At 31.7% G+C, this 12,285-nt stretch carries 8 protein-coding genes and 1 riboswitch; of the genes, 4 read left to right on the forward strand and 4 right to left on the reverse strand.

Annotated elements, in window-relative coordinates:
* On the reverse strand, positions 1-4,001 hold a 4,001-nt coding region (locus OCU55_RS13480; protein ID WP_261853080.1), incomplete at its 3' end, for an OmpL47-type beta-barrel domain-containing protein.
* 85 nt (positions 4,002-4,086) lie between these two features.
* Positions 4,087-4,177: riboswitch (cyclic di-GMP riboswitch) on the reverse strand.
* A 287-nt stretch (positions 4,178-4,464) separates the two neighbouring features.
* Between OCU55_RS13480 and OCU55_RS13485 the strand changes: the two genes are divergently transcribed.
* Positions 4,465-4,791 (forward strand): DUF6054 family protein, encoded by a 327-nt coding sequence (locus OCU55_RS13485; RefSeq protein WP_261852833.1) that lies wholly within the window; start codon positions 4,465-4,467, stop codon positions 4,789-4,791.
* 56 nt (positions 4,792-4,847) lie between these two features.
* On the opposite strand, the gene OCU55_RS13490 is transcribed toward OCU55_RS13485, so the two are convergent.
* A complete protein-coding gene (locus OCU55_RS13490) occupies positions 4,848-5,618 on the reverse strand; it encodes a carbonic anhydrase (RefSeq protein WP_261852834.1) in 771 nt (256 codons plus the stop codon).
* Between the two features lie 214 nt (positions 5,619-5,832).
* On the opposite strand from OCU55_RS13490, the gene OCU55_RS13495 reads away from it, so the two are divergent.
* The 3 genes from OCU55_RS13495 (at position 5,833) to lacZ (ending at position 11,177) form a co-directional block, all read left to right on the forward strand.
* Positions 5,833-6,426 carry a CDP-alcohol phosphatidyltransferase family protein gene (locus OCU55_RS13495; protein WP_261852835.1) on the forward strand — a complete coding sequence of 198 codons (594 nt, stop codon included), beginning with the start codon at positions 5,833-5,835 and terminating at the stop codon, positions 6,424-6,426.
* 35 nt (positions 6,427-6,461) lie between these two features.
* The gene (locus OCU55_RS13500; protein ID WP_261852836.1) at positions 6,462-7,730 is read left to right on the forward strand and encodes a ferredoxin reductase family protein; all 1,269 of its coding nucleotides are present in this window, start codon (positions 6,462-6,464) and stop codon (positions 7,728-7,730) included.
* Between the two features lie 420 nt (positions 7,731-8,150).
* Positions 8,151-11,177 carry a beta-galactosidase, LacZ type gene (gene lacZ, locus OCU55_RS13505; RefSeq protein WP_261852837.1) on the forward strand — a complete coding sequence of 1,009 codons (3,027 nt, stop codon included), beginning with the start codon at positions 8,151-8,153 and terminating at the stop codon, positions 11,175-11,177.
* Between the two features lie 55 nt (positions 11,178-11,232).
* Here lacZ and OCU55_RS13510 read toward each other — a convergent pair whose 3' ends face one another.
* Both OCU55_RS13510 and OCU55_RS13515 read right to left on the reverse strand, forming a co-directional pair.
* The gene (locus OCU55_RS13510) at positions 11,233-11,664 is read right to left on the reverse strand and encodes an EamA family transporter (protein WP_261852838.1); all 432 of its coding nucleotides are present in this window, start codon (positions 11,662-11,664) and stop codon (positions 11,233-11,235) included.
* A gap of 59 nt (positions 11,665-11,723) precedes the next feature.
* A complete protein-coding gene (locus OCU55_RS13515; protein ID WP_261852839.1) occupies positions 11,724-12,152 on the reverse strand; it encodes a helix-turn-helix domain-containing protein in 429 nt (142 codons plus the stop codon).
* Positions 12,153-12,285 lie beyond the last annotated feature (133 nt).

A 12,285-nucleotide genomic window follows, 5' to 3' on the forward strand; every position in this document is an offset into this window, starting at 1 on the left:
GAAACTGTATGAATTCCTTCGGTTTGTATTGTAAATGAAGTACCTTCGATGTAATCAGAACCATCAATTGAGTAAAAGGTTCTAGCAACCCCACTTTGTGAGTCAGTAGCATTTAAGTTTACAGTTACAGCATTATTTGACCAAATGTCAGATATATTAGAAGTAGTAACTGATGCAGTTTTATCAATTTTCACATAAGCTGTCTTAATTGATTCAATATTTCCTACCTTGTCGACAGAATAGAAGGAGATCTTAGTAATGCCTTCTTTACTTATCTTAAATGATGTTCCAGATACAAAGGCTCCATCATCTATAGAATAATAAGTTGCTGCAATACCAGTATCCTTATCTGTTGCAGATAAATTAACCAGTACATCTGATTGATTTGTCCAATTACTTAAAGCATCAATATTAGTAATAGGTGGTTCAGTATCAACTATAAGCTTCGCTAAAACAGTATTAGATGGTTGAGACTCACCAAACGAATTACTGTATGAAGTAACATAGTATAGATGGTTTGCATATGGAAGATTAGTTAGTGTATAAGATAAATTATTTATATTTTTTGCTACTAATACTGCATTACCATCTATAATTTCATATATGTTATATCCATTAGCATAAGTGACAAAGTTCCAGGATATTAGAGCACTTGATTGATCTAAAACCTTTAAAGTGGCAACTGGTGACTGCATATCAGGATAAACAATAGTTTCTGTTAATGCTGTAGAAAGTTGTGATTCACCAAATCTTGTACTATATGCTGTGATTTGATAACTATGTGTACCTTCTGATAAATTGAACACTTTATAACTTAAAGCAGTTCCTTTGTATAATAGTTGTTTATTGCCATCAGTAGTTTCATATATTCTATATTCATTTGCCCAGCTTACTGACTGCCAAGAAAAAGTTATATTATTAATGTTTGATATAGTTCCAACTAAACTTGGAGCCTGTACTACTGGCCAGATTAATGAAAGATTTATTGGACTTGCTACTGGTGATTCTCCAAAACGGCTGCTATAAGAATTAACTTCATAGCTATAATCACCTTCAGGCATATTCGTAAATGTAGCACTAGTAGTAGTAACTGTTTGTTTTAATACTCTTTGTCCGTTTACAATTTGATATACTCTATAAGCTGTTGCATAAGAAGATGCATTCCACTTTAAAGTGATATCATTTCCGTTAACGATTGTATTAGTTAAGTTAGCAGGTGCTTGCATTACTGGGAAGACTAAAGTGAAGCTAGTTTGACTACCATCTTGTGATTCACCAAAACGAGTGCTGTATGAGTCAATCTCGAAGTTATAGTCACCTTCAGGCATGTTAGTAAATGTAACGCTAGTACCAGTAACTGTTTGTTTTAAAGTTTTTTGTCCATTTATAATCTGATAGATTCTATAGTTTGTTGTATATAATGTACTTCCCCATTTTAAAGTTATGTCGTTACCATTTACAATACTGTAAGTGAAATTACTTGGAGCCTGCATTACTGGGAAAACTAAAGTGAAGTTAGTTTGGCTACTATCTTGAGATTCACCAAAACGTGTACTATAAGAATGAATCTCAAAGTTATAGTCACCTTCAGGCATATTAGTAAATGTAACGCTTGTACCAGTAACTGTTTGTTTTAATACCCTTTGACCATTAATTAGTTGATAGATGTTATACCCAGTTGCGTAGGTTACTGAATTCCATTTTAAAGTTATATCATTTCCGTTTGCAATGCTATAAGTAAAGTTTCCAGGTGCAAGCATTGTAGGGAATGTTAGTGAAAGTGATGTATTGCTACCATCTTGTGATTCACCAAAACGTGTGCTTACTGAATTAACTACATAAGTATGATCACCTTCTGGTACATTGCTTAGTGTAGCAGTTAAAGATGTTACAGTAGTTTTTAGAATTAATTGACCATCGACTAATTCATAAACTTTGTAATTATTAGCATATGTCACTGCTGACCAAGTTAAAACTACATCATTTCCGTTCTGTATCTTGTATGCCAGGTTAGCTGGGGCAGTCATTGTCGGTAAAACTAAAGTAAAGGCAGTTTCTGCTCCTACTGGAGATTCACCTAAAATTGTAGATACAGAATTTATGAGGTAATCATAATTACCACCAGCCATGTTGGTAAAACTAGCACTAGTAGTAGTTACAGTTTTTTGTAAAACTGCTTGTCCGTCAATTACTTGATATATTTTGTAGCTTGTTGCATATGGTGAAGCAGTCCATTTTAAAGTTATATCATTTCCATTTGTAATACTATATGTTAAGTTAGTTGGAGCCTGCATTGTTTGTCCATTCAGTGTAACAATTATAGTACTTCCATCTGAAGACTCTCCAAAACGAGTTGAATAAGAATGAATCTCAAAGCTATAATCACCAGAAGCCATATTAGTATAAGAAACAGTAGTACTTGTAACTGTACTTTTTAACACCTTCTGACCGTTAACTATTTGATATATCTTATAGCTTGTAGCATAAGGAGATGCGGTCCAATTCAATGTGAAGTCTGTAGCATTTTTAATAGTTTGCACTACATCTGTTGGTGGCGCCATAATTGGCAGAGCTAATGTAAAGGAAAGAGTATTTCCTTCAGTTGATTCTCCAAATCTGTCACTATAAGAGTGAACTTCGTAAGTGTAATCTCCACCAGCCATATTAGTATAAGTTATACTAGTTCCAGTTAATGTACTTTTTAAAACTTTTTGTCCATTAACTATTTGGTACACTCTATAATTGGTTGCATATGGAACTGAGGCCCACTTTAAAGTTATATCATTACCATTTGCTATAGAATATGTTAAGGAACTTGGAGCTTCCATTGATGGTAAAGTTAAATTAAAGCTTATTTGGCTTCCATCCTGTGATTCTCCAAAACGAGTTGAATAAGAATGAACTTCATAAATATAGTCATTTCCAGGCATATTAGAGTAGGTAACAGTTGTTCCTGTTAACGTACTTTTTAAAACCTTTACTCCATCAATTATTTGATAAACTGTATAATTAGTTGCATATGGAACAGCTGCCCATTTTAAGGTAATATCATTACCGTTTGCGATACTGTATGTTAATCCACTTGGTGTCTGCATTACTGGAAGTGTCAGAGTAAATGTAACTGTAGATCCATCTTGAGATTCACCAAATCTATCGCTATAAGAGTGAACTTCATACACATAGTCACCGCCAGTCATATTAGTATATGAAATACTAGTAGCAGTAGTAGTACTTTTTAAAGTTTTTTGTCCATCAACAATTTGATAAACCTTATAGCTTGTAGCATAACTAACAGCATTCCATTTTAGAGATATATCATTACCATTTAATATCGAATAAGTAAAATTACCTGGTGTGGTCATAACTGGTAACACAATATCTAAATTAGTTGAAGCTGATGGTGAAGACTCACCATAAAGTGGATTTACTGCTGAAACTGCATAAGTATAACTTCCAGCAGGAGCATTAGTTATGGTATAAGTTGGTGTAATTGATGTATTAACTAATGTCTTTTGACCATCAGAAGCAATTTGGTAAATATTATATGTTTTAGCATACTGAGAACTTGTCCAAGTTAAAACTATATCGTTACCATTTTGAATTTTACTGGTTAATGCAGTTGGAGCTGTCATATTTGGATAAGTAACATTAAAAGTAACAGGGGCACAAGGTCCTGACTCTCCATCTGTACTTAATGTTGATACAACATAACTATAATCTCCTTCAGGAATGTTATTAAAAGAATAAGAGGTTGACGTTGTTGTACCAACTAACTTAAGCTGACCATCAGTTATTCCATAAACATTATAACCGGTAGCTCCATAAACAGAGCTCCAAGAGAGTTTCGCGTCACTTGGGGTAGTAAGTTGGACTGACAGGTTGCTTGGTGGTAACGCATTGTTATTTGTTAACGCATAGACTTTTTCCACTGGGGGTGCCAGTTGGAAGAATAGTAGCAGTGATGCTAAAAATAGAAAACTGCTGCATAAAAGTTTTTTCATTTTGACCCTACCTTTCTTTGTGAAAAAGGGAAATAGGGAAAAGACAGACCTTAAGTAGGTCTATAGAATTGAAATTAGTATTCCCCGTGGTAACCGGCTGCCATCCACAAAATAAAATGTGGTACAGGCCCTTGGCTTTGCGTCTCATGGTTTCCCATGGTTTGCCTTTTTCACTTTTTAATTTTTTTAGATATATAGTTAGAAAACCACTAAAAATATAACTATATAAATTTAACTTTAAAGTAATATAGCATATATACTAATAAGTTTACTCTTTTATATCTAATATGATAATTTTACTATATAGAGCGTAAATAAACAATACAGAGGGTACTGTTAAAACCTGGTTTATACTGGTGTGTAAAATTATGTGCTAGTGACAAGTGATTATTATAGAGTAGATATATTAGTAATATTTATATAAGGTAATAGATATATTGTTTTTAATAAAGGAGGGAGATTTATGAGTAAATATAATTTTAAGGTTAATATTACCCCAAATAAAGTATTTTCGTTAGTAAAGAATAGCCAAAGTGCAGATTTAGTACACGAAGAGTTCTTTGAGTTAGAAAATGGAGTGTGTACAGGAACATTAGTTTATGAAAAATACTACATGAGAACTAGCAATAGGGCTGCACTAGTTGTAATAATAGATAATATTAAAGGATACACAGATGTAAGGGCTATAGCTACAGGCAGCTCAGAAGGCTGGCTTTTTAAGTTTGATTGGGGCGCTGCGGATAATTTTGCAGCCAGTATTGAGAAAATATTAAAGGAGTATATTATATAATTAAAATCTTTAGCAGCCTTTATTAATTAAAAGGCTGCACTTTTTTGTGAAAAATGCTACTGTATATCAAAGGTTACTTTACCTGTATCCATATGATACTTGGCTCCAACTACATTTATTTTCCTTTCGGTAGTTAACTTTTGAATAACTAAGCTTTTATTAATCAAATTCATAGAATTTTTTATATTTTCATCAATTGTTAGATTATAAATTTCATTTGCGTTTTGACTCTTATTTTTAGTTTTATTATAAGATGGTTTTATTTGATATATTATAGCTGTAATATTTTCAGATGTTGTACCACCTTCAATTGCAGCTTTTACTGCACCACATTTTTCATGACCTAGAACAATTATTAATGGGGCACCTAGATGTTCAGCTCCATATTCTATGCTTCCTAATGCAATAGGATCAATTATATTTCCGGCATTTCTAACAACAAATAAATCACCTAGTCCTTGATCAAACACTAATTCAGGTGGAACTCTAGAGTCTGAGCAACTTAACACAACTGCAAAAGGCTTCTGACCATCTGTAGAAAGTTTCTTACGTCTAGCATCGCTTATATCATGTGTTAGTACTTTATTATCAACATATCTTTTATTACCTTCTATCAAAAGTTGTTTTGCCTGATCTATACTAACATTGTCTGGTCTTATGTACATTTGAGAATCAGCAGTTTTATTCTCAAACGTTGTTCTGCTTGAAATTTTATTAATTGATAAAATGCTACTATTTCCAGTACTTGTACATCCTATTAATAAAAAAGTTGCTATAAGAATATTAGCAGTTATTAATGTAAAGATGTTAGATGATTTTTTAAGCATTTATGAACCTCCTAATTATAATTTTAGATTTAATGTAGATAGGTTATATTTTTGCTTATAACTAGGTATTTTATCCGCTGTAAGATACAGCACAAAAAAAGTATAGTTTTTACGTAATTCTCAGCTAATTCTCAGCTAGTTTTAAGGTTTTGTTAATTTAACTAGTTTATATTTAAGATAGATAAGGAATTAAGAGAGTTTAGGGGAGATGGATATGGATAGAGTTTTAAGAAGTATACCCAATGGTATGACTATAGCAAGAATAATTATGACATTTTTATTTGATTTTCTTATTTTTAAGCAATTTCTATATGGACAAGATTATAACACTGCATTAATAAGTTTATTTATAATGATATGTGTTTCGGATTTCTTTGATGGTAAGATTGCAAGAAGATTAGGAGTAGCTACCGTTCTTGGTGCTAAATTAGACGTATTAGCAGATTTGTTATATATAGTTTCTTCTTATGCAGCACTAATAAGTACGCATGTATTACCTTTATGGTATTTAGTGTTTGTTTGTATTAAGTTTTTAGAATTCGTTGCAACTTCTAATTTTATTAAGCTTTATAAAACTTCATCGGAACATCCATTTATTTTTGATAGAGTTGGGAGAACAGTTTCAGCTATATTTTTCTTAATCCCAGGTATAGTATGTTTTTTAAGTTTATTTAATGGAAGCAATACAATTCATATAGTTAGTGTATTACTTTATTCTACATTCTTGGCAGGATTATATTCTTCTTATGAGAGAATAAAGAGTTGTTTTATTATGGCCTCATTAAAATATGACAAGGCTAGAAGATAGAAAGAGTTGATAGAATTTAATTGAGAGGTGTTAAGATGAAAAAGAAGTTAGGTTTTTTATTTATTATATTGAGTATGTTAATAACTTTTGTAACATGGTTATTCGTCAGCTCAACTAGAGAGATATCTATAGCAAGTGAATATTCGCAGTTGATAGCGGCATTTGCTTTGGTTGCTTTTGCTTTAGTAAATTTTATTTCAACACGGAATAAGATTTTAGATTATATATTCAATGGACTAGATAAGTCTTATGTATATCATAAATATTTAAGTATATCAGCGTTGCTTTTAGTTGTTATTCATAATATAACAATTGAAATAGGAAAGAGGGCTGAGATTAAAGCTGGAATACCAATACCTAGAGATCCGTATGCAATGTATGGTAGCTTTAGTCTATATCTATTCGTAATACTTATAATAACTGCAATTGTAGCGAAAAAGCTAAATTATGAAAGATGGAAGGTTATCCATAAATTTATGATAGTTGCGTATATGATGGGGGTATATCATTATTACGGAAGTTCTACTTACCCAGTATTATCTCTAGATCCATTTAGTATATGGCTAAATATAGTTAACTTCATAGGAGTTATTTCAATATTATACAGTGTATTGTTTTATGAAAAAACAGCATTTAAGTTTAGATTTAAAGTTAGCAAACTTAAAGTTGTATCAGATGGTACATTAGAGATTACAGGAAAGGCTTTAGGCCGTAATATAGAATTTAAACCAGGACAGTTTGCTTTTATCAAACTGATAGGAAAGGATAGTAAGTTTGCTTCACATCCATTCACAATAAGTGCAGCTCCTACGGAAAGAGAGATTCAATTTACAATTAAGTCACTTGGTGATGATACTAAGGTTTTATTAGAAACATTAAAACTTGGAGATAAATTTGCAGTAGAAGGACCTCATGGAAATTTTGATTATAAAGAAGGTAGTAAGAATCAGATTTGGATTGCTGGAGGTATAGGGGTTACACCATTCAGGAGCTTTTTGCAAGCTAAGGTAAGAGAAGATTATTCTATAGACTTTTTTTATGCTTACAATAGTGAACAAGATGGAGCATATTTAGAAGAATTAGAAAAGCTTACACTTGATTCAAATGTGAGGTTGCACTTATTTAACTTCAAAGATAAAGGATTTTTATCAGTAGAACAAATGAAAAATTATACTGAACTTAATCAGGTTGAAGATGTGTACTTTTGTGGCCCTAAGGGAATGAGAGAAAGCTTAAAGACTCAATTTAAAAAGAGCAATTTTAATAATATAAATATGCATTATGAACAATTTCAGTTCAAATAAAGATATATGTATAAATAGTTTTTATAATATATTAAGGTGGTTAATATATTATATATATTGTAAAAAGGAGCCTATGTTCGTTCTAAGGACTTGGGTTTCTTTTTTACTGTAAAGAAAAATATAAAGCTTTTATAGTACTAAAGCTATATACTTCAATGATTTTAGAAGATTTTTATGGACATAAAGTAAAAGAGTGGAGATTATCAGCTTGTAAGTTTCCTCATATACATCCGGAAAGGCAGATGCTCAAAAAAATCAATTATTGATAGTTATATTCACTAATATTATTGAGATAGGTAAAAGCTTAGTAAAAGTATTGATATTTTTACTAAAAATATATTGAAAACATTCTATGAATAGTAGAAAATATAAGTATAGGTTTACATTAATTTTTATAATAAAAGGGTTGGAGGAATTACTATGGGGTTTAAGGTTCCTAGCACAGATTGGCTTTCTGATACTTCAATTTTTGCAGTAAATAGAATTGAAGCGCATTCAGACCATAAATACTATATAACAGAGGAAGAAATGAACTCTGGAGATATGAGACTAAGACAAAGCTTAAATGGAAACTGGAAGTTTAGCTTTGCTATAAATCCTAGTTCGAGAATTAAGGATTTTTATAATCTAGACTTTGATTGCAATTCATGGAAGGATATAGATGTTCCTGGACATATACAACTTCAAGGATATGATAAGATTCAATATATAAATACTATGTATCCTTGGGATGGGCACAGTGAATTGAGGCCACCACAGGTATCTGAAGAATATAATCCAGTTGGAAGTTATGTTAAGTATTTTAATTTAGATGAAACTATGAAAAATACTCCTATATATATATCCTTTCAAGGGGTAGAGAGTGCTTTCTATGTTTGGTTAAATGGGAATTTTGTTGGATATAGTGAAGATAGTTTTACTCCATCAGAATTTGAATTAACTCAATATATCAGAGAAGGGGAAAATAAGCTTTCAGTTGAAGTTTATAAGAGATCTACTGGGAGCTGGCTCGAAGATCAGGATTTTTGGAGGTTTTCGGGGATTTTTAGAGAAGTATATCTATATTCGATTCCTAAGATTCATATTCAAGACCTTTTTGTTAAAACTATACTAGATAGTGAATACAAAAATGCAGTCCTAGAATCTGAAATGAAAATTGTAGGAGCTACCACTGGAACTCTAGACTTAGAACTAAAAGATAGTGAAGGCTTGATTTTAGCTAGTATTAAGGGCAATAAGTTTAAAAATGAACTAACTTTAAAGCTAGATGTAAATAACGTAAGACTTTGGAGTGCTGAAGATCCATATTTGTATACTCTTTATATTACTGTAAGAGATGAAAAAGATAATATAGTAGAGCTTGTGCCGCAAAAGGTAGGTTTTAGAAGCTTTGAAATGATAAATAAGGTTATGCATATAAATGGAAAACGTATAGTTTTCAAAGGCATAAATAGACATGAGTTTAATTGCCGAAGAGGAAGATCTATAACTAAAGAAGATATGTTTTGGGATATAAGATTTTTTAAACAGAACAATATAAATGCTGTGAGAACTTCTCACTATCCTAATCAAAGTCTTTGGTATGAGCTTTGTGATGAATATGGAATTTACTTAATAGATGAAGCAAATCTAGAAACTCACGGATCCTGGATGAAGATGGGACAAGTAATTCCTGATTGGGTTATTCCAGACAGTAAACCAGAGTGGCTTGATATTGTATTGGATAGAGCTAAGTCAATGGTAGAGAGGGATAAAAATCATCCATCTATTTTAATATGGTCTTGTGGAAATGAATCTTTTGGAGGGAAAAATATCTATAAGATGTCTGAGTACTATAGAAAGAAAGACCCATCAAGATTAGTGCACTATGAAGGGATTTTTCATGATAGACGCTTCAATGAAACTAGTGATATGGAAAGTAGGATGTATGCAAAGCCTCATGAAATTGAGGAGTATTTAAATAATAATCCACAGAAACCTTATATAAGTTGTGAATACATGCATGCTATGGGCAATTCCTGTGGAGCAATGCACAAGTATACAGAATTAGAAGATAAGTATGAGCTTTATCAAGGAGGTTTCATCTGGGATTATATAGATCAAGCAGTTATGAAGAAAGATAGATATGGGAATGAATTCTTTGCCTACGGTGGAGATTTTGATGATAGAGCAACAGATTATAATTTCTGTGGTGATGGAATAGTATATGCTGATAGAACAATATCTCCAAAGGTACAAGAAGTTAAAAAGCTATATCAAAATCTAAAGCTATATGCAGATAAAAATGGTGTTAAGGTTAGAAATGAAAACTTATTTGTAGATACCTCTAGTTATATATTAGAGTATAGCTTGAGTTATAACGGAGAAGAACAATATAAAGACAGGTTGGATGCTATAGTAAAAGCAGGTGAAGAAGAATACTATGAGTTTGATTTACCTAAAGTAAATAATAGTGGAGAGTATGCCGTAAATGTTTCTTTCAAACTTAAGAATGATACTACTTGGGCAAAAGCTGGTCACGAGATAGCTTTTGATCAATATGTATACTCTATAGAGGAAGAAAGAGAAGATTTAAAAGAATTAAATAAAGTTAAAGTCATCCATGGAGATGTAAATATAGGAGTTAAAAGCAGAGATTTTAGTGTATTATTTTCAAAGCAAGAGGGGGGAATTGTATCACTAAGATATAATGGAAAAGAATTGATTACAAGAACTCCTATGCCTATATATTGGAGGGCAACAACAGATAATGATAATGGAAATAAACACGGCTTTAGATGTGCACAGTGGCTTCAAGCAAGTTTGTTCCAAAAGTGCACTGATGTACAAGTTTTTGAACATGAATATAGTGTTACAGTTCAATATACTTATTCTTTGCCTTTGAGTGTGCCAACTGAGGTCAAAGTAGCTTATACTGCTTATGAAGACGGGGACATTAAAGTTAAATGTGACTATAAGGGTATTGAAGGACTATCTGAGATACCTATATTCGGATTAGCTTTTAGATTATCAGCTGATTATGATAATTTTAAATTCTACGGTATGGGACCTGAAGAAAATTATATAGATAGGGTACATGGTGCTAGATTAGGTATTTATGAAAGATTAGTTAAGGACAATGTTTCAAGATACTTAGTACCTCAAGAAAGTGGCAATCACATTGGTGTAAGATGGGCAAAGATAAAAGATAAAGATGGCTTCGGAATAGAGTTTGCAGCTGTTAATGATTCCTTTGAGCTTGGAGTATCACCATACACAGCTTTTGAACTTCAAAATGCACTGCACTACTATGAACTTCCTCTAGTTAATTATACTGTTGTAACAATAGCAGGAAAACAAATGGGAGTAGGAGGAGATGACAGTTGGGGTGCACCTGTCCATAAGGAGTACCTAATAGATTCTTCTAAAGATATGAACTTTGAGTTTATTATAAAACCATGTAAGTAAAAATAACAAAAGGAGCCATGGAAATATAAGATTTCATGGTTCCTTTATTGTGTGCCTAACTTAAAGCAACTATAATAGCTCCGATGGCTATTAGGCCCACACCTATTCCATTCATTTTGCTTATCTTTTCCCCTAAAAATGCAACTGCTAAGATAGTTGCGAGAACTACACTAAACTTGTCTATAGGAGCAACTTGAGATACCTTTCCATATTTCAAAGCTAAGAAGTAAAATAGCCAAGAAAGAGCTCCTGCTAAACCACTAAATATGATGAAGGAAAAAGTTTTTTTATCCGCGATAACTTCAGGTATCTTGCTCAGTTTCCCTTGGAAAACTACAACTAAAAAAAGAAATGCGGCCATTATTACAGCCCTTACAGCGGTTGCAGTATTGGCATCTACTGATTTTAAACCTACTTTACCAAATATACCTACTAGAGCCGCAAATATTGCTGAAAGCATAGCACATATAAACCATACACTATTCATTAATTAACATCCCCTTATTATTTCATAAAAAACAAGTAAATATTACCTCAATAATCTTTTTATAAAATCTTATATTCATCTCTTTGAGTCCAATAAATCTTAAATTCAAGTTTTTCTACATCTCTTTGCTGTTTATAGCTAACTCTAAGATTAGCATTGTCTGGTATGCTGATGTTTTTTTCAAGTGTTAAAAACTTTTCTACACTATTTGACTCTTTTAAATTTGATATCTTTTCGCAGATACTATCCAATATATCCTGCCTAGTTCCTAACTCATCTTTAGAAACTTGATAAAGCTCGTTTTTATTAATGTAGTTAGTGGAATCGCCGGTAGATAACCAATTGATAAGAGCTTGTTTACTAAATCTCCATTCCCTGCCGATTTTTCTAGCAGGAATATGCTCTTCTCTTAGAAGCTTTATTAATGTTTTTTCACTTACACCTAAGAATTCAACTGCTTGCTCAATGTTTAATATGTTATTATCCAAAACAACACCCCCTATATATCTATATTAATACTAAATGATAGAAATTTAAACATATAAAAGTATTTAATAGTATTTTAACATTACTTAATAGATATTTAGTGGTATATAAATATATTCTTGTTTAATAAATTTA

The sequence above is a fragment of the Clostridium folliculivorans genome, from assembly GCF_024341905.1.
Lineage (GTDB): Bacteria > Bacillota > Clostridia > Clostridiales > Clostridiaceae > Clostridium_AR > Clostridium_AR folliculivorans.

Bases quoted from the DNA above. Each gene is read 5' to 3' on its own strand.
- OCU55_RS13485 (WP_261852833.1), top strand. From the start codon at position 4,465: ATGAGTAAATATAATTTTAAGGTTAATATTACCCCAAATAAAGTATTT.
- OCU55_RS13490 (WP_261852834.1), bottom strand. From the start codon at position 5,618: ATGCTTAAAAAATCATCTAACATCTTTACATTAATAACTGCTAATATT.
- OCU55_RS13495 (WP_261852835.1), top strand. From the start codon at position 5,833: ATGGATAGAGTTTTAAGAAGTATACCCAATGGTATGACTATAGCAAGA.
- OCU55_RS13500 (WP_261852836.1), top strand. From the start codon at position 6,462: ATGAAAAAGAAGTTAGGTTTTTTATTTATTATATTGAGTATGTTAATA.
- lacZ (WP_261852837.1), top strand. From the start codon at position 8,151: ATGGGGTTTAAGGTTCCTAGCACAGATTGGCTTTCTGATACTTCAATT.
- OCU55_RS13510 (WP_261852838.1), bottom strand. From the start codon at position 11,664: ATGAATAGTGTATGGTTTATATGTGCTATGCTTTCAGCAATATTTGCG.